The sequence below is a fragment of the Nonomuraea angiospora genome (assembly GCF_014873145.1).
Lineage (GTDB): Bacteria > Actinomycetota > Actinomycetes > Streptosporangiales > Streptosporangiaceae > Nonomuraea > Nonomuraea angiospora.
Map to the genome: position 1 here is coordinate 4,202,623 of NZ_JADBEK010000001.1, position 22,070 is coordinate 4,224,692.

Annotated in this window: 16 protein-coding genes; 7 read left to right on the plus strand and 9 right to left on the minus strand. The window is 73.7% G+C overall.

Features of this window, described 5'->3' with window-relative positions; translation table 11 throughout:
* Positions 1 to 7: 7 nt before the first annotated feature.
* A complete protein-coding gene (locus tag H4W80_RS18970; RefSeq protein ID WP_192786319.1) occupies positions 8 to 763 on the minus strand; it encodes an IclR family transcriptional regulator in 756 nt (251 codons plus the stop codon).
* 48 nt (positions 764 to 811) lie between these two features.
* Here H4W80_RS18970 and H4W80_RS18975 point away from each other — a divergent pair, with 48 nt between their 5' ends.
* From H4W80_RS18975 to H4W80_RS18990, 4 genes are read left to right on the plus strand one after another with little or no spacing between them, the layout of a single operon-like run.
* The gene (locus tag H4W80_RS18975) at positions 812 to 1,852 is read left to right on the plus strand and encodes a cupin domain-containing protein (protein ID WP_225963529.1); all 1,041 of its coding nucleotides are present in this window, start codon (positions 812 to 814) and stop codon (positions 1,850 to 1,852) included.
* The gene (locus tag H4W80_RS18980; RefSeq protein WP_192786321.1) at positions 1,849 to 2,673 is read left to right on the plus strand and encodes a fumarylacetoacetate hydrolase family protein; all 825 of its coding nucleotides are present in this window, start codon (positions 1,849 to 1,851) and stop codon (positions 2,671 to 2,673) included. The genes H4W80_RS18975 and H4W80_RS18980 overlap by 4 nt, the downstream gene beginning before the upstream one ends.
* Positions 2,666 to 3,361, plus strand: coding sequence for a maleylpyruvate isomerase family mycothiol-dependent enzyme (locus H4W80_RS18985; RefSeq protein ID WP_192786322.1), 696 nt, complete (start codon positions 2,666 to 2,668; stop codon positions 3,359 to 3,361). The genes H4W80_RS18980 and H4W80_RS18985 overlap by 8 nt, the downstream gene beginning before the upstream one ends.
* A gap of 29 nt (positions 3,362 to 3,390) precedes the next feature.
* Positions 3,391 to 4,491, plus strand: a complete 1,101-nt coding sequence (locus H4W80_RS18990) for an FAD-dependent monooxygenase (RefSeq protein ID WP_318786938.1) — start codon at positions 3,391 to 3,393, stop codon at positions 4,489 to 4,491.
* On the opposite strand, the gene H4W80_RS18995 is transcribed toward H4W80_RS18990, so the two are convergent.
* The 8 genes from H4W80_RS18995 to H4W80_RS19030 all read right to left on the minus strand — a co-directional run bounded on the left by H4W80_RS18995 (position 4,457) and on the right by H4W80_RS19030 (position 14,977).
* Entirely contained in the window at positions 4,457 to 6,010 is a 1,554-nt protein-coding gene (locus H4W80_RS18995; RefSeq protein ID WP_318786939.1) for a heparinase II/III domain-containing protein, read from the minus strand. The two genes, H4W80_RS18990 and H4W80_RS18995, sit on opposite strands and share 35 nt — an antisense overlap.
* A 54-nt stretch (positions 6,011 to 6,064) precedes the next feature.
* Positions 6,065 to 6,814: a hypothetical protein gene (locus H4W80_RS19000; RefSeq protein ID WP_192786323.1), complete on the minus strand. Its 750-nt coding sequence runs from the start codon at positions 6,812 to 6,814 to the stop codon at positions 6,065 to 6,067.
* Positions 6,807 to 7,418, minus strand: coding sequence for an RNA polymerase sigma factor (locus H4W80_RS19005; RefSeq protein ID WP_192786324.1), 612 nt, complete (start codon positions 7,416 to 7,418; stop codon positions 6,807 to 6,809). The genes H4W80_RS19000 and H4W80_RS19005 overlap by 8 nt, the downstream gene beginning before the upstream one ends.
* An 80-nt stretch (positions 7,419 to 7,498) precedes the next feature.
* Positions 7,499 to 8,449 carry a winged helix DNA-binding domain-containing protein gene (locus tag H4W80_RS19010; protein ID WP_192786325.1) on the minus strand — a complete coding sequence of 317 codons (951 nt, stop codon included), beginning with the start codon at positions 8,447 to 8,449 and terminating at the stop codon, positions 7,499 to 7,501.
* Positions 8,446 to 10,662, minus strand: coding sequence for a transglutaminase TgpA family protein (locus H4W80_RS19015; protein ID WP_192786326.1), 2,217 nt, complete (start codon positions 10,660 to 10,662; stop codon positions 8,446 to 8,448). The genes H4W80_RS19010 and H4W80_RS19015 overlap by 4 nt, the downstream gene beginning before the upstream one ends.
* Complete coding sequence (locus H4W80_RS63640; RefSeq protein WP_192786327.1) at positions 10,659 to 11,777, minus strand: DUF58 domain-containing protein; 1,119 nt, start codon at positions 11,775 to 11,777, stop codon at positions 10,659 to 10,661. Before H4W80_RS63640 ends, H4W80_RS19015 begins: the two co-directional genes overlap by 4 nt.
* On the minus strand, positions 11,778 to 12,860 hold the full coding sequence (locus tag H4W80_RS19025) for an AAA family ATPase (protein ID WP_225963530.1): 1,083 nt from the start codon (positions 12,858 to 12,860) through the stop codon (positions 11,778 to 11,780). It abuts the gene before it with no gap.
* 14 nt (positions 12,861 to 12,874) lie between these two features.
* A complete protein-coding gene (locus H4W80_RS19030) occupies positions 12,875 to 14,977 on the minus strand; it encodes a fibronectin type III domain-containing protein (protein ID WP_192786328.1) in 2,103 nt (700 codons plus the stop codon).
* A 202-nt stretch (positions 14,978 to 15,179) separates the two neighbouring features.
* On the opposite strand from H4W80_RS19030, the gene H4W80_RS19035 reads away from it, so the two are divergent.
* The 3 genes from H4W80_RS19035 (at position 15,180) to H4W80_RS19050 (ending at position 21,871) form a co-directional block, all read left to right on the plus strand.
* Complete coding sequence (locus tag H4W80_RS19035) at positions 15,180 to 16,376, plus strand: hypothetical protein (protein WP_192786329.1); 1,197 nt, start codon at positions 15,180 to 15,182, stop codon at positions 16,374 to 16,376.
* Positions 16,377 to 16,504: 128 nt separating this feature from the next.
* Positions 16,505 to 18,430 (plus strand): hypothetical protein, encoded by a 1,926-nt coding sequence (locus tag H4W80_RS60820; RefSeq protein ID WP_318786940.1) that lies wholly within the window; start codon positions 16,505 to 16,507, stop codon positions 18,428 to 18,430.
* 57 nt (positions 18,431 to 18,487) lie between these two features.
* Positions 18,488 to 21,871 (plus strand): chromosome partitioning protein ParA, encoded by a 3,384-nt coding sequence (locus tag H4W80_RS19050; RefSeq protein WP_378526505.1) that lies wholly within the window; start codon positions 18,488 to 18,490, stop codon positions 21,869 to 21,871.
* Positions 21,872 to 22,070 lie beyond the last annotated feature (199 nt).

Genomic DNA, 22,070 nt, shown 5'->3' on the forward strand with positions numbered 1-22,070 from the left:
ACACACGTCAAGCGTCCGGGAAATCGGCCAGCGCCTGCTCGGCCTCCCGCACCGCGGCCTTCAGCTGAGCGGCGAAGAACCCCACCCGGTCCGGGCCGAACCGGGCCGAGGGGGCCGAGATCGACAGGGCGGCCAGGGCGGCGCCGTTCCCGTTGCGCAGGGTGGCGCCGATGGCGGAGACGCCGCGTTCCGTCCCGTCCACGTTGATCGCGTAGCCGCGGGCCCTGACGTCGTCGAGCTCGCGGATCAGGGTCGCGCGCTCGTGGTCGGGAAGGTCGGGGTAGAGGTCGTGGAGCTGGTCGGGAGGCAGGGTGGCGAGCAGCACCTTGCCGCCGGAGGCCCGGCGGGCGGGCAGGATCGTGCCGCGGCGGTCGCCGACGTGCAGGATCTGCGACGACTCCACGCTGTCCAGGAAGCGCACCTCCGTACCGACCCGGAGCATGAGGTTCACGGTCTCCGCGGCCCGCGCGCACAGGGCCTCCATCGCGGGCCTGACCCGGGCGCGCAGCTCGCGCAGGAGCGCCCCGCCCGCGCCGGCCTGCGTCGAGGTGAGGAACGGCCCCGGCAGGTACGTGTGCTGCTCGTCCTGCACGGCGAAGTCGCGGTAGACGAGCATGGCCAGCAGGCGGTGGGCGGTCGAGCGGGCGATGCCCAGCTCCCTGGCGACGTCGGCGACCTTGAGGCGGCCCTGGTCGCGCAGCATGTGCAGGAGCAGCAGCACGTTGTCGACGGAGCCCAGGGCGTAGGCGGGCCTGTTCTTCATAGCAGAATGCTAGTGCCGTGTGCAGAATCACCTCCTAGCGTTGCCTCCATGAACCCAGAGGAGAGGCTCTACGCCGACTTCGCGGCGGAAGACCTGATTCCGTTGTGGACGCAGGTCGGCGACCTGATGCCCGAGCACCCGAAGCCGAAGGCGCGGCCGCACGTGTGGGAGTGGAAGACCCTCTACCCGCTGGCCGAGCGGGCCGGCGAGCTGGTGCCCGTCGGGCGCGGCGGAGAGCGGCGGGCCATCGCGCTGGCCAACCCCGGCCTGGGCGGGACGCCGTACGCGACGCCGACCCTCTGGGCGGCCATCCAGTATCTGGGCCCGCGCGAGGTCGCCCCCGAGCACCGCCACACCCAGAACGCCTTCCGCTTCGTCGTCGAGGGCGAGGGCGTCTGGACCGTCGTGAACGGCGACCCGGTCGCCATGCGGCGCGGCGACTTCCTGCTGACGCCCGGCTGGCACTTCCACGGGCATCACAACACCACCGACGCGCCCATGGCCTGGATCGACGGGCTGGACATCCCGCTCGTGCACTACACCGACACCTCGTTCTTCGAGTTCGGCCCCGACCAGGTCACCGACGTGACGACGCCGAGCGTGTCGCGTTCGGAACGGCTGTGGGCGCACCCGGGGCTGCGGCCCGTCTCGGCGCTGGGGGCCACGCCCAGCTCGCCGATCGCCGCGTACCGCTGGGAGCACACCGACCGGGCGCTGGACGAGCAGCTGGCGCTGGAGGACGAGGGTCACCCCGGGACCGTCGAGCCCGGCCACGCCGCCGTCCGCTACACCAACCCCACCACCGGCGGCGACGTCATGCCGACGATCAGGGCCGAGTTCCACCGGCTGCGGGCGGGCACCGCGACGGCCGCGCGGAGAGAGGTGGGCTCGTCGGTGTACCAGGTGTTCGACGGCGAGGGGTTCGTGACCCTCGACGGCGAGGAGCGGCGGCTGTCGCGCGGCGACCTCGTCGTGGTGCCGTCGTGGTGCGCGTGGTCGTTCCGCGCGGAGACCCGTTTCGACCTGTTCCGTTTCGCTGACACGCCCGTCTTCGAGGGCCTGCGTCAATATCGAGAGGAGTTCGTGTGAGGCTCGCGACGCTGCGGCTGCCGAACCGTACGACCGCTGCCAGGATCGACGGCGACCACGCCGTCGAGGTCGGCGCGCCCGACGTCGGGGCGCTGCTGGCCGATCCGCGCTGGCGGGAGGTGGCCGCCGCCGCCGACGGGCCCAGGCACCCCCTGTCCACGGCCGATCTCGCCCCCGTCGTCCCGAGGCCGGGGAAGATCGTCTGCGTGGGGCTCAACTACCGCAACCACATCCTGGAGATGGGGCGGGAGCTGCCGGAGCATCCGACGCTGTTCGCCAAGTTCGCCGAGGCGCTGGTGGGGCCGTACGACGACATCGTGCTGCCCGCCGTCTCCGAGGCCGTCGACTGGGAGGCCGAGCTGGCGGTGATCGTCGGCACGGCGGCCAGGAACGTGTCGGCCGAGCAGGCGGCGGCCTGCATCGCCGGCTATTCCGTGCTCAACGACGTGACCGCCCGCGACTACCAGTACCGCACGCTGCAGTGGCTCCAGGGCAAGACCTTCGAGTCGAGCACGCCGTTCGGCCCGTACCTCGTCACCCCGGACGAGCTGGAGGGCGTGACGATGACCATGCGGTGCGAGGTGGACGGCGAGGTGGTGCAGGAGACGGACACGTCCGACCTGGTGTTCGGCCCGGCCGAGCTGATCTCGTACGTGTCGCGGATCATCACGCTGCGGCCCGGCGACGTCATCGCCACCGGCACGCCCGGAGGCGTCGGCCACGCCCGCAAGCCTCCTCGCTACCTCGCCGACGGGAGCAAGGTCGTGACCCGGATCGCGGGCCTCGGCGAGCTGGTCAACGTGGCCCGCCGCGATGCCTGACCCCGGGCCTGACCTGGGCCCTGACCTGGGCTGGATGGACGCCGGCACCGCGTACTTCGAGGCACGGGTGCGCGGTGCCGACCTCGGGCGGCCGAGCCGGCTGCCCGGGTGGTCGGGGCGGCACGTGGTGGCGCACGTCGCCGCGAACGCCCGCGCCCTGGGCAGGCTGGTGCATTGGGCGCGTACGGGTGAGGAGCGCCCGATGTACGCCTCGGCCGAGGCTCGTGACGCCGAGATCGAGGACCTGGCCGCCCGGCTGGACGCCGCCGCGCTGGAGAGCCTGGCCGAGGAGACGTCCGAGGAGCTGCGCGAGGCCCTGGTCGAGCTGTCCGGGGACCAGTGGGACGCGCGGGTGCGCACCGCTCAGGGGCGGCTCGTGCCCGCGTCCGAGGTGGTGTGGCTGCGGACGCGGGAGGTGTGGGTACACGGCGTGGACCTGGGCGGGCGGTTCGAGGATCTGCCGGGCGAGCTGGTGGACGCGCTGCTCACGGATGTGACGGCGCTGTGGGCGCGGCGCGGCGAAGAACCCGCGATGGTGCTGCGTCCTGCCGACCGCCTCACCTCCTGGCCGGCCGATGTGGACGGCCTGCCGGAGGTGCGGGGGACGGCCGCCGAGCTGGCCGCCTGGGTCACCGGGCGCGGCCCCGCCCCCGATCCGGCCGCCCCCGCCATCGGCCGCTGGCTCTGAAGACGCGACCAGTCGGAGGGGGAGGGCTCGTGGTCGAGGTGGTCGTCGTGGGAGGCGGCATCGGCGGGCTGGCGGCCGCCTTCGCGCAGGCGAGGGCCGGGCGGGCGGTCCGGGTGCTGGAGCGGTCGGCCGAGTTCGGCGAGGTGGGCGCCGGGTTACAGCTCGGCCCCAACGCCACCCGCGTGCTCCACCGCTGGGGCCTGCTGGACCAGGTGATCGAGAAGGGGGTGCTCCCCCGGCGGCTGGTCTTCAGGGACGCCCTGACCGGCGAGGAGCTCACCCACCTCGACCTGGGCGAGGGGTTCCGGCACCGCTACGGCGGCCCCTACGTGGTGGCGCACCGGGGCGACCTGCACGCCGTCCTCCTGCGGGCCTGCGCGGACGCGGGCGTGGAGCTGCTGAACGGCCGGCACGTCGAGCGCGTGGACGCCGGCCGCGCCAGGGCCCACTGCGCGGACAGCGAAGTTCACGAGGGTGACGTGGTGGTCGCGGCGGACGGCCTGCAGTCGGTCCTGCGCGCGCAGCTCGTCGCCGACCAACCCCACGATTCCGGATTTGTCGCTTATAGGGGCACGCGTCCGCTCCCGGAGGACTTCGACGTCTCCGACGTGGTCGCGTACCTGGGCCCCGGCTGCCACTTCGTCCAGTACGCCCTGCGCGGCGGCGAGCTGCTCAACCAGGTGGCCGTCTTCCGCGGCCCCGGCGACCTGGAGCCGGCCTTCGACGGCTGCTGCGAGGCGATCGGCAAGGGCCTGCCGTACCTGTGGCGCGAGCGCCACTGGCCCATGCTCGACCGCCCGCCCACGGACACCTGGGTGCGCGGCAGGCTCGCCCTCCTGGGGACGCCGCCCACCCCATGCTGCAGTACCTGGCCCAGGGCGCCTGCCAGGCCATCGAGGACGCCCACGAGCTGGCCGAGCAGTCGGCGGCCGGCGACTGGGACCGGGCGCTGGCCGCGTACCAGGAGATCCGCGCGCCGAGGACGGCGCGCGTGCAGACGACGGCGCGGCTGTGGGGCGACATCTGGCACGTGGACGGCGTGGCCCGGGTGCTGCGCAACGAGCTGTTCCGGACCAGGGACCCGGCCGGCCACGCCTACGTCGACTGGCTGTATGGCGGGTGAAGGGTGACGGGGCCGTCCGGGGTGTGGACGGTCAGCGCGTCACCGGAGACCGACACGCGCGGATCGGCCGCGCCCGGCACGATCACGGTCAGCACGCCCGCGGCGGCCGGGGACACCACGGTCGCCACCTCGGCGGTCCGCAGGTAACCGGTCGAGACCAGCCCGGGCCGCACCCCCAGCCCCGCCCCCGGGAACTGCAGCAGCGTCACCCGCCAGTCCCCGTCCCCGAGCACCACCCGGCCGTCGCCCCGGGAGAGCACCCGCAGCGACGGGTCGAAGTGCCACAGGCTGCGCAGGGTCCCGCCCTCGACGGAGTCGTGCACGGCCATCAGGTCGGGCCCGTGGTTGACGAGGACGCGCCGGGTCCTGGTCGCCCCGTAGGCGTCGTCGGCCAGCTCGAAGGACTGGCGCGACGGCTCGACGGACGATCCGACGAGGCGCGTGGCCGTCCCCGGGCGGAAGGTCCCGGCCACGACGGGCACGTTGTGCGCCTCGGGCGAGCGCGTCCACTCCACGTACCCGATGCGCTCGTAGGAGTGGAACCCGGCCTCGACGAGGATCCGGCGGCCCTGGGCGCTGTAGGTGACGCCGAGGTGGTCCTCGTGCCCGTGCAGCCGCCGCCCGGGCCCGAACCTGATCGAGTAGAACGCGGATTTCGGGTCGTCCCAGGCGGTCCTGCCGAAGACGTACCCGCCGTCGAACACCCGCACCACCGGCCCCTCGTGCGGGAACCCGTCGGCGCGGGCGTCGGCCGGGCTGTCGCCGATCGGGGCGAGGCGGCCGTCGGGCTGGGTGGCGTGCGCGACGTACGCCTCCAGCGCGGCCCGCCGGGCGATGAGCCGCTGGGGCGGTTCGGCGCCGCTCTCGCCGATCGCCCGCAGCGCCGTGCCGAGCCGCCGGTGCACGTACAGGCCGTAGCGGGGGGCCTGCTCCTGGAGCACCCCCTGGGAGTCGATGGCCAGCTCGGCGGAGGCGGTCATCCTGCGGATGGCCAGATCGCGCCAGCGCGCCCGGCCGAGCCGGCAGCCGACGACGAGCAGGCCGATGTCCTGGTCCAGGCCGTGGTTGTGGCCCGCGCGGTAGAGCGACGAGTCGGCCAGGATCTCCCCGTGCTCGGCCAGGCTGTCCCACAGCGTCCGGCTGCGTACGTGCTGGCTGAGGCACACCAGCGCGGGGGCGCGCAACGCGACCGCGTGCTCGGCCCATGCCCACGGGCTGACCCCGCGGCCGCCGCGCGGGTTCTCGCGGATCCAGTGCTCGGCCAGGGCGCTCGCGCGGTCGAGGTACGCGCGCTCGCCCGAGCGCTCGTACTCGGCGACCAGCCGGCCCATCCAGCGCAGCGCGTGCAGGTTCAGCGCCCAGGAGCGGTTGCCGTGCGGGTTCGCGGTCCAGTCGACGTCCGTGCCCAGCTCGACCGGCGGCAGGCCGACGAACGTGACCTCCCCGCGCATCACCTCTTCCACCTTGATCAAGGGAAACTGGTCGCTCAGGCAGATGGCTCTGCCCGAGGTCATACGCCAGAACACGTCGGGACTCCTGTTTCAGGGCGCGCGAAACCCACGCGCCGGCGTCGGAATGCTCTAGCGGGGACCCCGGTCGGTCCAGCCCGCCTCGATCACGCGCTCCGTGCGCGGAGACGGCCCGTCGTCGGTGCAGGAGAGCACCTGCGAGGTCGCCGGGTCGATGACGAGCGTCCGCCGGGTGCCGTCGGGCAGCGCGTACGAGAACGCCTCACCGCGGTCACGCTCGCCCAGGTAACGGACCTCGGGCAGGTCGGCGAGCGCGCGGTAGGCGGCGGCGCGCACGGCGGGCGGGGACGGCTTGGTCCACAGCAGGCCGCTGAGCGCGTCGGCGAGCAGGCCCTTGGACGGCAGCATGCCCGCCACCCGCTCCCTGAGCGCGTCCGGGTCCGTGGGCAGGCTCTCGATCTGCTGGAACGTCAGGTCACGCCCCGCCATGCTGAACGCCGACCGCCCCGTGACCCGCGTGATCCGGCCCTGTTCCGAGGTCCACGCCCGGCCGTCCCTGGCCGCCCAGAGCCCGATCACCTGGGACCCGTCCCGGACCTTCTTGATGTGCCAGTACGTCCCGTCCGGAACGCGGCCGGAGGCGGCGGTGCCGGCCGCCGCCAGCAGCACGGAACGTCCGGAGGGGGCCGGTTGATAGATCACGAACGCCGCCGCCAGGGCCATCGCCACGGCGGGGAGCAGCAGCCACGACAGCCGCCTGCGCCTGCGCGCCGCCGTCACCCGCCGCCACACCCTGGCCTGGGCGTCCGGGTCGGGCCGCGGCCGGCCGTACAGGTCCCTGACGCGCTCCATCTCATCCACGGGCGAACACCTCGATCTCGCCGAGCAGGACGCGCAGCTTCTTCCTGGCCCGGCTCAGGCGGGACCCGACGGTGCCGTACGGGATGCCGAGCGCGGTGGCGATCTCGTCGTGGCTCAGCCCGGCGAGCGCGACGAGCAGCAGGACGTCGCGGTCGCGGCGGTCGAGCTCGGCCAGGGCGGCGGCCAGCTCGGGGCGCAGGCTCTGGGCGCTGACGCGGCGGGCCACCGAGTCCTCGTGTCCGGGGGACTCGGGGTCGGGGGCGCAGCGGCCGAGCGCGCGCAGGGTGCGGGCCTCCAGTCGGCGGTGCTTGCCGATGAGGTTCGTGGCGATGCCGTACAGCCAGGCGCGCACGTTCGCGCGGGCCGGGTCGTACTGCGCCCGCTTGCGGAACGCGGTGAGGAACGTCTCGGCCACGACGTCCTCGGCGTGGTCGGGGCCGAGCCGCTGGGCGACGTAGCTGTGGATCTCGCCGAAGTGGGCGCCGAACACCGCGGCGAACCCGTCGGCGTCGTCGAGAACGTTCGGCGGCGAACTGCGCGTCCCCCCGTGGACATGCGCGCGAGCCGTCCACCCCGCCGGCGTCGCGATGGTCTCCCCCGTCATGTGCTGCCTTCCGGTGAATCAGTGGTCATCTCTTATCACCCGATGCACCGGTTTGCTTTCACGCTCTCATTCCGAAAGCCTCATTCCAGAAAGCGGCGGACGTCGGCGATCTCGTCGTCGAGCAGGCCGTCCGGCAGCTCGTCGAACGGCTCGACGCTCACCCGCGCGCCCTTCCGCCCCCACACGCCCCTGATCACACCGCCCACCAGCACGACCGGCCGCAGGATGCCTCCCCCTGGGAACACCTTCCTGGCGTGCTCGGCGGCCAGGATCGGGTCGCGGCTGCGCCAGCCCATCAGGAACTCGTCGAAGGCGGGCGCGAGGCGGACCACGGGCTCCTCCCCGGCGGGGGCGGGCGGCGGATGGGCGGCGCTCAGGCGCCAGGCCGTGCGGGCCTCGCCGAGCGGCAGGCCCGACCAGGCGGCCAGGTCCTCCGGCTCGGCGGGGTAGTGGGCACGGCGGTAGCGGGTGCCCAGCTCCTTGAGCGCGCGGTCCCGGTCGGGCTCGGGGGTGATGGGGGCGCCCAGCCAGTCGGCGGCGTGCACGTACGTGGGCTTGCCGGCACGCAGCGGGCCCAGCACGGCCAGGCCGTGGTGGGCGGCCAGCCCCACCAGGTGCACGACGCCCTGGCCGGTGGCCCGGCCCGCCAGGCGCTCCTCCAGTTCGGCCTTGGTGAGCGGGCCCTGGCCTTCGAGGGCGCCGGAGATGAGCCCGAGCAGGTCGTCGCCGGTGACGCCTTCCTCGTGGAGTCGGCGCAGGGTGGTCGTGGCGCGGCCGGTGAGGGCGTGCAGCCAGGGCAGGTCGTCGGCGTGCGCGAAGTGGAGGGTGCCGCGCGGGCCCCAGGTTCTGACGATCTCGCGGGAGGCCACCGCGGCCTCGACGTCCTGCCTGGTGAGGGTGGCGGAGCGGGCGCGGAAGGCGAGCAGGGCGGAAGGGACGTCCTGGGCCTGCATCGCCGCCAGACGTCTGACGATCTCGCCCGCCGTCAGGCCCGGGGGTCGGTGCAGGAGCTGTGACTCCACGCTTCTCATATGGCCCTCCTCAGCAGGAGACGGTTGCGCAGGCGGGTGATGAGAGGGGTTCTGGCGCGTACGGCTCTGCGGATGGCGTCGCTGTGCTGCCAGGCCGCGGCGGCGGCGTCCTCGGTGACGGTGTCGGGGGCGTACCGGACAACGTTGGAAATTTCAGCCAACGGCTGGATGTGAGTGGAAATATCGCCCGAGCCTGCCTGCCCGGCGACCACGTCCGCCGCCGTCAGGGCGTACTGGCCCCTCAGCCCCAGGTCGTCGCAGGTCTGCCGCCACGCGCCGAGCACCCGCTGCCCGGGCCCCTCGGCCCGGCGGCGCTCGCGCCTGCGCCACCACGGCAGGGCCACCACCACCCCGGCGTACGCCACCAGCAGCGCCCCGCCCGCCACCGACGCGATCAGCCAGATCGACGGGCCGCTCGACGGCTCCTCGCCGTTCCCCGTGGCCTGTGGCTGGGAGGTCTTCGGCCGGTCGCTCCCGCCCTGGGTGAACTCGCCCTCCAGCTCCTCGCTCTCCTCGATGTCCGAGGACACGACGTCGTGGTCGTCCTTGGCGCCGCTGCGGCCCGGCGTGGGGTAGAACGGCCGCCAGCCGAGCCGGTCGAACTTGATCTCCGCCCACACCATCACATGGCCAGATTTAACGTGATAAATCCCACCGGACGCCTGGCCGGGCCTGAACCCCACCACCACCCGCGACGGCAGCCCGAGCGTCCTGGCCATGAGCGCGAACGTGGTCGCGAACTGCTCCGACGTCCCCCGGTGCGTGGTCTGCAGGAAGAACTCCAGCCCCTTGAGCGAGTGCCCAGGCGGCGCGGTGACGTCGTAACTGGCGTTGGTGCGCAAATACTTCTGCAGCCGGTACGCCCGCGTGATCGGCGCGGTCGCGCCCTTGGTGGCCTCCTGGGCGAGCTTGCGGAACAACCGCTGCTGCGGCCCGGCCGGGAACGCGGTCAGCCCCGGGTCGACGGCGGGCGTGGCGTCCAGCAGCTCCTGCTTGGACGGCCTTGGCACCTTCGAGGTCACCTCGTAGCTGAACCCCTTGGCGGGCTTGGCGCCGGCCAGCAGCGCGCCGCTCTCGGGGTCCACCACCAGCCCCCGCACGCCGTCGACCCGCTCCGGCCGCTCGGCGGCGGGCAGCCAGGTGCCCGGGAGCCCGTCGAACGTCACCTTCTGATGGACGACGTCCGCCTCGCCCGTCCAGCCCGCCTCGGGCACCCGGCCGCCGGTGGGCTGGAACCGGGCCCCGGAGGTCCATCGGACGCCGTCGTACCGGTCGAGCACGGCCAGCCGCCAGTTGAGCGGTTTGTCGGCCTTGACGGTGAACAGCTCCCTGTCGGGGATCTGCAGCCACGCCGAGACCCGGTCCAGCGGGCTGACGCTGTCGACGCGCCGCGGCGGGGGGAGGTCGGCGTCCTGCCGCGGGTTGTACGGCTGCGCGGCGATGGGCAGCAGCGGGCCCACGGCCAGCGCCACCGCGGCCAGCGCGGCGGCGGCCGGCAACCCCGCCGGCAACCAGAGCGGGGAACGGTCGTCGCGCAGCAGCGCCAGCGCGGCGATCAGCACGAACAGCGCGCCCGCAACGGGGAGGTTCGAGCCCTCGCCGTCCACGCCCAGCAGGAGCGCCGTGCCGTAGACGGCCAAGGCCGGGACGGCGGCGGCGATCCTGGTGCGGGTACGGGCCAGCGTCTCCGCGCCGATGACGGCGGCCGCCCAGACGAGGGTGTGGACGAGGACGAGGAGGTGCGGCTCGGGCTGGGCGGGGAGGAGGGTGGTGAGCAGGGCGTGCCAGGAGTTCGCCACGTCGGCGAACACACCTGGGTGCGGGCCCTTGTAGAGCAGGATCGTGCCGGCGAACCAGAGGACGACGTCCAGGAGCAGGGACAGCCAGAGGGGACGCCGGCCGAGGATCGCGGCGACGGCGGCGGGGGCGATGGCCGCGGGGATCACGGCGACCAGCAGCTCGGTGCCGGGGAACACCCGATGGAACCCCCACCCGGCCACCCCGGCGACGGCCGCGACCAGCGCCGCCCCCGCCATCCGCCGCCACAACGCCTCACCCGCCCGGGAGGCACCCCCACCACCGGCCGGTGCGCTGACCGTCCGGCCCGCAGCCGCCGCGCCGGACGTCGCCTCAACCGACGTCGCCTCAACCGACGTCGCCGCGACCGGCGCGCGCCCGTGCCGGCCGCCGCTCCTGGGGGCCGAGGTGGTCATCGGGCCCCCCACGCGAGCGGGAGCGCGTCCAGGGAGCCGATCGGCAGGACCGTCACGCCGGGCACCGCGACCGCCCCGGTGCCGACGTAGACGCAGATGACGCGGTCGAAGCGGCGGCGCACCCCCGCGACCCGTCCCGCCTCCGCGGGGTCCGGCGTGACCAGGACGAGGGAGCCGCCGCCCCGGGCCAGGCGCGTCGGCTCCGTGACGCCGCCCGTGCCCGTCCGTACCACGGCCAGGCGGTCCAGCACCGCCTCGGGGTCCTTGGCGTCCGGTACGGGCCCGTCGCCGGTGACGAGGCGCACCGGGAAGCCCGCTCTGGCCGCGGCGAGCGCGACCGAGGCGGCGGCGTCCACGGCCAGCTCCGTGAGGTCGCGGGTGTCCAGGACGACGGTGGTGGTGGGGAGGCTGGCGTCGATGAGCTGGCGGACCATGAGCGTCCCGGTGCGGGCGCTCGACCGCCAGTGGACGTGCCGCAGGTCGTCACCGACGACGTACTCGCGGAGGGTGTGGAAGGTGACCGTGCCGCTGGGGGCGTTGTCGCTGGTGGGGCCCTCCAGGTGGTGGGCCCTGCCGGACGGGGGGACGGGGAGGGCGACCGTGCGGGGCCGTACCAGGAGGGTGACGGGCGACCCGTACGATCTGACGCGGCGCGTGAGCCCGAACGGGTCGGCCCGGACGAGCAGCAGCGGCCCCACCGGGATCTCGCCGCGCACGTCCGTCGGCAGCGGGTACGACACCGTGCGGACGGCCCCCTTCGGCAGCCTGGGCAGGTCGACGGTGTGCTCCGCCGCGCCGATCCGGTCCTGGGCGCGCAGGCCGGACAGGCTCCGGCGGCCGAGGTTGGTCACGTTCAGGACGGCGACGGCGGCGTCCCCGCGCGGCACCTTCAGGGGCGTGACCTCGCGCCGCACCTCCAGTCTGGGCCTGGGGGCGGTCCACGCGAGCGCGGCGGCCAGCGCGAGCAGGCCGCCGGTGGCGAGCACGACGGGCTCGGGGTAACCGAGCGCGAACCCCGCCGCGTACAGCGCGAGGGACCCGGCGAGGGTCCCCCAGCCCAGCGGGGTCAGCACCGCGGTGAGCCGCTGCCAGGGAGCCGGTGGCGGGGTCCGCACCTACGCCGCCTGCGGCACCGGCATCCCGGCGAGGATCTCGCCGAGCGCGGCCGCGGCGGTGACCTCGCGCAGCTCGGCCTCGGGCGTGAGGATCAGCCGGTGCGCCAGCACGGGCGCGGCCAGCGCCTTCACGTCCTCCGGCACGACGTAGTGCCGGCCGGCCGCGGCGGCCTTGACCCTGGCGGCGCGCAGCAGCGCCAGGCTGCCCCGGGGGCTGGCCCCGAGCCGCAGGTGAGGGCTGGTACGGGTGGCCGAGCACAGCGCGACGATGTAGTCGTACACGGCGTCGGCCACGTGGATCCGGGAGGCGAAGTCGATCATCCCGGCCACGTCCGACGACCGCGCCACCACCGGCAGCCGCTCGACCTGCGGCCCCGTCGGCATGCCCTTGAGCACCTCCACCTCGGAGACGTGGTCGGGGTAGCCGACGGAGATCTTCATCAGGAAGCGGTCGAGCTGGGCCTCGGGCAGCGGGTACGTGCCGTCCATGTCGACCGGGTTCTGCGTGGCCACCACCATGAACGGCCTGGGCACCGGATGCGGCTCGGCGTCCACCGTGACCCGGCGCTCCTCCATGACCTCCAGCAGCGCGGCCTGGGTCTTCGGCGAGGCGCGGTTGATCTCGTCGGCGAGCACGATGTTCGCGAAGACGGGCCCGTGGTGGAACTCGAACTTCTGGTGCGCCTGGTTGAAGATCGACACGCCGGTGATGTCGCTGGGCAGCAGGTCAGGGGTGAACTGGATGCGCCGCCACTCGGCGTCCACGCTGGCCGCGAGCGACCTGGCCAGCGTGGTCTTGCCGGTGCCGGGCACGTCCTCGACGAGCAGGTGCCCCTCCGAGAACAGGCAGATCAGCGCCAGCTCGATCGCCTCGTGCTTGCCCCGGATGATGCGCTCGATGTTGCCGGCGAGCAGCTGGAAGCGCTGCGCGAACTGCCCGGCCAGCTGCGCGCTCTGCTGCGGCTGCTGGTAGGGCTGTTCCAGCCCCTGCTGGGCCGGCTGCTGGTAGGACTGCTCGAACCCCTGCTGCTGGTACGGCTGCGCGGTCTGCTCGAAGTGGTCCTGGTAGTTGTACTGGGTCAACTGAGCCCCCCTCCTCAGTCGGTGCACTCGAAGAGCGGCCCCTCGGGGAAGCCGCCGTCCGGAGTCGCCACCAGAGTGTCGCTGAGCCACCCGTTCCCGTACTGCGTTTCAACTTTGTTCCAAATGTCACTCGTGCTGCCGTCTTGCGACTCGGTGACAGATTGGCCCTTGACCTGGCAGATCACGGTCACAGTGATGTACTGGTCCTTCGGGATCTTGCCGACGTTGTCGTCGCCGTTCTTGGCGGGGGTCGGCCGGATCAGGGTGTTGGTCTGAGCGTTGTTCTTGTTCTTGTACTGCTGCCTCGGGTAGGCCAGGTCCACCTCGGTCGTGGCCACGTCCGGGCTCTCCCCCGCCGCGTTCCTGGCCTTGAGCTTGAACGCGTGCTTCTGGTTGTTCTTCAGCCCGTCCACCGTGAACGACGTGCCCTTGATGCCGTTGTTCGTCGCCGCGCCGGTCAGCTCGTACGTGACGCCGTCGTCGGCGTTCGCGGGGGCGCTCCAGCTCAGCTCGGCGCCCCGGTTCTTGGCCTTGGCGGTGAAGCCGGTCGGCGAGCCGGGCGCCACGCAGGGCTTGGCCCCGGCGCTGGGCTGCGACTCGACCTCGCCGCCCGCCCAGTGCGCGACCACCACGAACGTGTACTCGTTCGCGCAGTCCCCGCCCGTGAACTCGAACTGGAACGGCCCGTTCGCGTCCATCGACTGCGGCACGGACCGGCCGGCGCCGGACGAGGTCTTCAGGGTGTACCGCCCGACCTTGCCGCCGGTGGACGGGCTGAAGGTCACCGTCACCTTTCCTGGTCCGGACCTGGCGCTGACTGCGCCGGGCGCGGACGGCGCGCTGGGCGACGGGGTCGGCGTGGGCGACCTGGTGGGCTCGCGGCTCGGGGTCGGCGTGGGCTCGGCCTCGCGGGTCGGCTCGGCCTCACGGGTCTGCGTGGGGCGCGGCTCCGTCCTCGTGGGCACGGGGTCGGGCCGGGCGTCCGTCTTGGACGGGTCCGGGCGCGGCGTCTGCTTGGGCTTGGGCGTGCTGGTCGGCCCCGGTACGTCGGAGTCGTCCTTGTCGACGTCGTGCTTGCGGCCCTCGGGGTCGATGACGACCGCTTTGTCGCCGTTCTCATCATTGGCCCAGAGCAGTCCGTCCTTGACGAACACGTCCACCGGGCCGGGCTCCTGGGCCACCTGGAGCGTGGTGGGCCGGCCGCCGGCCGCGCTGTCCCAGACGATGAGGGAGCCCTTGCCCTGGTCGGGCACGTACACCTTGGTGCCGAGCACCTGCGGCACCCCGAGCTTGGCGGGGTCCTGCGACTCGAACTTGGTGCTCAGCACCGAGTTGGACGAGGTGTCGATCACGACGAGCAGCCCCGAGTCGCCGGGCGTCAGGATCGGGACCAGCGGGCCTTCGGTCGTGGCCGGGGTGAGCGCGCCGCCCTTGGCGGCCTGGGCCACGCCCTTGGGCAGGGTGATCTCGCCGACGCCGCCGTCCGCGCCGATGACCGTGGCGGTGGCGGCCCGGCTGTTGACCACGACGGGCAGGCCGCCGGCGATCGTGACCGCCAGCTCCTCGCCCGGCTCGCCGACCTTGAGCGGGCTCGCCGCTGCGCCGCCGGACACGGGTACGACCTGGCCCTTCGCGGTCACGGGGACCCACAGCCGGCCGCCGCCGTCGATGCGGGCCGCGCCGAGCGGGCCCGGGAGGGTGATCGGCGCGCCGACGGAGTTGAGCGTGGCCGGGTCGATCCGCTGGACCTTGCCGGACGCCGGGTCCACCGCGTACCCGGTGTCGCCGGACACCGCGAGCTGCAGGCCGGCCGCGCCGAGGTCGCGGGTCTGGGAGACCGTGAGCTGGCTGGGGTCCACGCGGCTGACGTAGCCGGTGGCGTCGTCGACGAGCAGCACGTTGCCGCCGTCCTGCACGACACGCAGCTGCCGGCCGGCCTTGTCGCCGAGGTAGCCGTCGACCTCGCCGGACAGGCCGTTGACGTGCACGATCTTGCCCTTGGCCCGGGTCCAGAGCCAGGCGCCGACATCGGCCAGCTTCGGGTTGGCGCTGGACACGCCCACGCCGAACCACGCCGCCGCGGCCACCAGGACCACGGCCGCCACACCGGCGATCACTGCGGTGTTTCGATCACCTCGGAGCATGCGCAACTGCACGCGTAACTCACCCCGTATGTACGATTACAGAGCGTTTGCCCCCGTATTATCGGGCATCACACTAGCGGTCACGGGCCGCTTGTGCGTATGTACCGGCTGGTAGCGCTCATGAGGTGGTTGTGGTGTGCCGAGACTGTCGGCGCGAAGCCGTACCTTAGTCCCCGTGTCCGAACAGCCCCTGACCCTCGACGCCGTCCTCACCGACGAGGCGGTCCTGTCGACCTACCGCCGGATGTTCGCCGCGCTCGCGCGCGACAGCGGCGCGGTCGTCGACGACCCTGCCCTGGTCGACATCGCCGAGACGCTGTTCTCGGCGTTCGCGGAGGCGGGCGAGGAGTGGCTGACGCACGAGCAGATGCGCTTCGTGTGCCGGGCCTATCCGGGCGACCAGTTCGACAACCGGCTGCGGGTGCTCAAGGGGCTCGGGGCCATCCGCGAGGTGTTCCCCAAGCCCAACCAGCTGCGCTACCGGGCCTCGTTCACGAGCGTGGTCGGGCTGATGTTCATCCGGCGGATGATGTCCGACGGCGGGCAGTCGGAGATGCACCGGCTGCTGGCGCTCGAAGACCTCAACGTCGCCGACCCCCACACGACGATGGAGGAGGCCAGGCAGAGCGCGGTCAACCTGTCGCGGGCGTTCCGGCTGTGGGCGCTGGAGCTGATCACGCTCACCACCGGCACCATCGAGGAGCTGCGCGAGCAGGCGCCCAAGCTGTGGGGCACCGAGGAGATCGCCCGGCGCGCCCAGGGGCTGCACGGCACCATCCTGACCCGCTGGCCGGAGCTCGACCGGGTCTGCACCGACCTGCGGGCGGCCATCTACGCTTACAGCGACGCCTCCCGCCGCGCCGCCGGGCGCCTGGCCGACTCGGCGGGCACCACCCGCAACCTGACGTTGCTGCCCACCGAGACGTGGCGCACGTTCTCGCAGACCGCGTCGCGGGAGCAGCTGGCGGCGGTGCTCGACGGGTTCGTGTTCGACGTGCCCGCGCCGTGGCACGATCCGGCCGCCATCGCCCGCGCCGTGGACGAGGCCCCGCGCCCCGCTCCCGCCCAGCCCACTCCCCCGCGCTCCAACCTCCCCGACCCCGGCCCCGGCGACTCGCTCGACACCTCGCTCAGCACCGCCATGGAGCGGCTGCGGGAGGTGGCGGAGTCGCTGCTGGGCGACGCCCCGCGGGTGGCGCTGGCCGACGTGCTGGGCTCCGACTGGCCGTCGGCGCGCCGCGTGCTCGCCGACCTGACGACCGTGGACCTGCGGCCTGAGCTGCCTTACCGGCTGACGTGGTCCGACGGCCTCTCGATCGACCCGGACCGCGAGCCGGCCTGGCTCTCCCAGGGCTACTTGGAGCGCACCTGATGCCCACCCCGAACCACCCGTCCCCCACCCACCCGGACGCCGACCGCCCGGACGCTGGCCCCCCGGACGTTGGCCGCATGGGTGTTGAGCAGGACGGCGCCCGTGCGGGGGCTCGTTCCAGGAGCGGCGTGAAGGCACGGGCTCGGGCGGGTGCCCTCGACGGGCCCGCCGCGCACGTGCGGGTGCGGTCGGGCGGGCCGCTGTGGCTGGCGGCCGGGGAGCCCGCGCCGCCGGGCATGGTGCGGCTGACGCGGCCCGACTCCACCGGGCAGGCTCTGCCGGTGTGGCCCGACGGGGTGACGCCGTCGCTGCTGGAGGAGTACCAGGTGGCGCCCGTTCCGGTGGAGCGGTCCGGCGAGACCAGGCGGGTGCTGGCGGCGGTGCTCAAGTGCTGCTGGACCGACCTGTCCGTGGACCCGTGGCCGGGCGAGCCTGCGCCCGTGGAGCTGGTGCTCGACACGTACCGGGCGCTGATCGGCCGCACCGACGACCTGATGCGCAACTGGGCGATCGGTGCGATGCGGCGCCTGCACGACTCGGCGTGGATCGTCGTGGACGACGGCGTGGTCACCCTCGGCCCGCGCTGCGCGCTGTGGCCGGTCGAGTCGCACGCGCAGTTGCAGGAGCTGGTCCGCCGCCTGCCCGAGCCCGAACGCCCCGAGCTCACCGTGGTCGGCGACGCCGACATCGTGGCCGCCGCCCACCCGGCCGCCCCCGCCCCTGATCCGGAGGCGGCGGGGCTCGGGGGGCGGGTCGAGGGCGGGTCCGCGGAGTTCGACGATCTGCTGGGAGCTTATGACGAGCGGCGGCGGGCGGAGCTGGTGGCGGCGTTCATGGTGGTGGAGCACGCCGCCGAGCCGGTGCAGGAGGTCCGCTTCGCCGCCCTGCGCGACCCGGCGCTGCGCCACACGGTTAGCGAGATGCTGGCCAGGCGCGGTCGTACGCTGATCCAGCACCGCGACCGCTGGACCTCCGGCTACGACGACACCCAGGCCGCCGCCCTCGCGAAATCCGCGTCCGAGACCGCATCGGAGGCCGCGCACAAGGGCACTCACGAGATCCCGCGCAAAGCCACGCATGAGGCCCCGCACGACGACCGACACGAGTCTTCACGCAAGATCACACACGACGCTCCGCAAGAGTCTTCGCACAAGACCACACACGATGCTTCGCACGACGACCCGCACGACTCTTCACGCAAGACCTCGTCCGAGGCCCCGCGCAAGGCCGCAGACGACGGCGGGCGCGGCGCCACGCACGGGCTCCCGGGCGAAGCCGCGAACGGGGCTTCCGCCGGTGCCGGGCCGACTCCGGCAGAGAGCCTCCCAGCCACGGGTGCAGCTCTCGGCGGAGCGGCGGGCGCAGCCGTCGCAGGGAAGGCGAGCGCAGGCATCACAGGAGAGGTGCGCCCGGCCGTCGGCGGCGACGTGCGCGCGGCCGTCGCCAGGGAAGCGCGCACGGCGGTCGGAGGAGAGGCCCGCGCAGCCGTCGGCGGAGAGGCGAGCACGGCCGACGGCGCAGAGGCGCGCGCGGCCGACGGCGGCGAGGCGGGCACGGCCGTCCGCCGGGAGTCGCGCGAGGGCATCGGCGGGGAGGCGGGCGAGGCCGTTGAGCGGGCGAACGGTGACGAGCCGGTGGCCGCGCGGGCGGTGGCTCCTGGCGTTCGGCCCGTTGTCCCGGCGGGCGCGCGGCTGGGGGTGAGCGAGCGGGCGGTGCTGACGCTCGTCCTGGTGCACTCGGTCGCGATCCCGAGGGCCGAGGGGCTGTTGCCCGAGGACTCGTGGTTGTCGCCGCACCCCACCCCGGTGGACGAGCTGCGCCGCCACACCCAGCTGCCGATCGGCGAGCTGGAGGCGGCGTTGCGGACCTTGCGGCACGCGGGACTGCTAGGGCAGGTCAAGGCCGGTGAGGAGGCGGGCGGTTACGTGCCGGGGCCGCAGTTCCACCGGCTCACTCCGGCGGCCCGGCGGCGGTTGCAGGAGGAGCTGATCCTGGCGGCCGGGCCCAACACGCCGCTGGCGGCCGCCGTACGATCCCGAAGATCGACGAAGTGACCGCGACGGCACACAGATTCAGCGTCATGACTGATGGAAGGACTACGGGGGTAACAGGTGTCGCAGGTGGAGAACGTCGTCGGAGACCGGGTGCTGATCGCCGTGCAGGCGGTCAACATTTCGCGGCTCTCGACCCATCCGGTGCCCACCGTCCCCAGCACGCTCATCGTCGTGGCGGGCGCCGGGCCCAAGGACTCCAACGGCGCGGGCAAGTCGTCGTTCATCGCCTCGATCACGGCGTTGCTCGGTGACGAGCAGTGGCGCTTCGCCTCGGGCGCCAAGGCGGTGTCGGAGCTGCTCTTCAACGCCGAGCTGGCCAGCGGCGCCGGAGGGCGCCAGTGGGCGAGCGCCGACCACGGCTACATCGTGGGCGTCTTCGGCCCGCCCGGCATGGACGGCTTCGCCCCGTACGACGCGGCGGAGGCGGGCGCTCTTCCGCCCGGTGGGGCGGACGGCGCCGCATCGGACCGCGCCCGAGCCGCCAGCACCGCAGCCCACGGCGGCGCGTCGCCGACCAGTGAGACGCCCGCCGGCGTGACGGGCAACGGAGCGGCGGGCACCGGTGAGGCGGGCGCCGGACGCTCTGGGGGCGGCGAGTTCGTGCTCGAGAGTCAGGTGGCCGGGGCCGAGCTGAGTGGTGAGCTGTTCGAGGTGCCCGACACCTCGGGCGGAGCGCTCACCGTGTGGCTCAAGGTCAACCAGGAGGCTCCGCACCTGGAGATCCGGTGGCGGGAAGGGGTGCATCTGGCGGCCTCCCCGTCCGAGGCCGAGCGGGTGGCGCGGGCCGACGAGATCTGGGCGACGCTGCCGAAGTCGGCCGGGCGGCGCGACGTGGTGGCGCGCGACCTCACCAAGGTGCTCTACGGCGACCGGGTCAGGTGCGTGTCGTTCCTGTCCACCTCCGTACGCAGCAAGGTGGCCACGAACCTGCTCTCCCAGCCGCTCAACGAGATCTCGCCCGAACGCGTCTTCGAGGCCATCGCGGCCCTCACCGGCCTCGACGCCGAGCTGGAGCAGGAGCGGGAGGCCCGCCGCGACGAGCACGCCAAGCGGGTGCGCGCCGCGCAGGCGGCCGAACGGCTGGCGGAGTTCGAGACGGAGTCGAAGGCGCTGCTGACCACGTTCGACCGGCGTGACCAGGCGCGGATCCGGTTGGCGGACGCGCTGCGGTGCTGGCGCGGCAGGCAGGCGCGCAAGCTGGCCGACGCGGCGGGCAAGGACGAGGCGCTGGCCGCCGACCTCGAACGGCACCGCGCGGCCGGAGAGGCGGCGGCCGAGGCGATCGCCATGGTCAAGGCGGAGATCGGCACGCTGCGGGAGGACACCCTCGACAGGCAGGTCTCGCAGGCCCGCAAGGAGCTGGCGGCGCTGCAGGCGCGGGCGGCCAAGCTGGACGCCGACCGTGCGGTGGCCGAGAACTCCGCCGACGAGCTGCGCGGTCTGATCCCGGCGCTGGAGGAGACGCGCAGGTTCGCGGACGGGCGTGACGTGCCCACGGCCGAGCGGGAGCTGCAAGAGGTCCGGCTGCGGCTGAACGAGGCGCTCAAGGCGCTGGGGGTGGCCGACCAGGAAGTGTCCTCGGCGCAGGCGGCGCTGGACGACGCCGAGGGCGGCCCGGCGGCGGCCCAGCTCAACGCGCTGGCGGCGGCGGGCATCGGCGCGACCGGCCTACTGGACGCCCTCGACGTGGCCGAGCAGGCCCGCGACGCCGCCCACACGCCCCCGGCACAGTCCGCCGGCGGAGGCCGGGCACTACGCGGGGCGAGCGAGGCTGTTCCTGAGGCGGGTGGGGCTGTTTCCGGGGCGGGTGGGGCTGTTTCCGGAGCGGGTGAGGTCGAGGCGCTCGGCGCCGCGCTCAAAGCACGCTACGGGAAGGCTGCCGGCGGCGTTGCGGGTGAAGTGGCCGGGCTGGCGTTGGGGGATTTGCGGGGGTGGCCGAACGAGCATGCGGTGATCGTGGATGCCGCGCAGCTCGACGACGCCGCTGCCGCTCTGGCCGAGTTGCCCGGGTCCGTGCTGGTCAGCTCGGCCGGGGTGAGCGTCGTGGGGGCGTTCGACGGGGTGGCGACCGGGCGGGAGGCCCGGATCAAGGCCGCCGAGCTGCGGCTCAACCGGGCCAAGGACGTCCAGGAGACGGCGGCGCAGGCCGTACGCGACGGAGAAGAGGACGTCGCGGAGGCGCAGCGGCGGCTGGAAGGGGCCAGGGCCGGGGTGCGCCTGGCCGAGCTGGAGGCGAAGCTGGGCGAGCGGCGGGCCAGGCTGACCGAGCTGAACGCGGCGATCGGGGAGCTGGCGCCGAAGGTGGCCGAGGCCGAGCGGCAGGCCGGTGCGCTGGACTTCCGGGCCAGGACCAGGGACATGGAGATCGAACGCCTGGAAGGGCGGCGGCACCGGCACGAGACCGAGCGAACGCAGGCACGCGACCAGGAGGCCAAGGTCGGCGCCGAACGCGAGGCGCTCAAGCTCGACGCGCTGGCCGCCGACTGGGGCGGCACGGTCGAGACGGCCCGCGAATGGCTGAACGCCCTGCCAGAGGAGGAGCGGCCGCGTGCGGCCGAGGAGTGGTGGCGGGTCGCCGAACGCCACTTCGACCAGGCCTTGCGCGACACGTTCCCGGAGGAGGACGCGGAGATTCCCGAGGAGCTGCAGTTCCTGCTGAGCGAGCGGGGCGGGAGCACGGCGCGGGAGCAGGCGACGTTCGCGGCGGTGTGCGGGGCACTGGCCTCCTACCTGCGGGGCCAGGAGGAGTACGAACGGCACCAGCGCCGCCAGATCGAGGCGCAGGTCGTCACCCGGCAGCGCGACCTGTCGGCGGCGGCCAGGGGCGCCGAGGAGGCGGCGCAGTCGACGGCCGTGCACCGGGCGGCGCTGACGGCGGCGATCAAGGCGCGGCTCACGCGGGTGGCCGAGGAGTTCGAGAAGCTCGACACCTCGTACGGGGGTTACGGGGCGACGCTGGAGTTCCCGGTGCCGCCCGCTCCGGCCGATCCCGAGCAGCGCTGGCAGTGGCGGGTGACGCCGAAGTGGCGGCGCGGCGAGGGGCAGGGGTTCGTGCCGTACAACCGGCGGGCCAACACCGCGCTCATGGACGAGAAGGCCGTCAAGCTGGTGTGCGCGGCGGCCATCGCCTCGTCCGGGGGTGGTCACCTGTGCCTGGTGCTCGACGAACTGGGCCGCAACCTGGGCAAGGAACACCGCAGGGAGGCGGTCGCGCTCTTCAGGCGGATCGGGGAGACGTACGGGATCACGGTGATCGGGGCGCTGCAGGACGACATGGAGCCGTACGCGATCGATGCCTGCGGGCAGTACATCAAGCTGCGGCGGTCGTCGGACGCGATGCCGTACAACGAGCCGCCGGTGATCGTCGGGCACGACCAGCACGCCGACCGGGTACGTGCCCTGGCCGCCTACGTCGACAGAACGGCGGCGGCCCTCACCTGAGGGGCTTCTGGCCCATAGGCGCTCACCTGAATGACGGGTAGCCCGCGGGCCGCTCACCTGACGGGCACGCCTATGGGCACTCACCTGACAGGCAGCCCACGGACCCTCACCTGGCAGGCAGGCTCGTGGGCGCTCGCTTGACAGGTGAGGGCCCGTGGTCGCTCACCTGACCGGCGGGCCTGTGGGTGCTCACCCGACG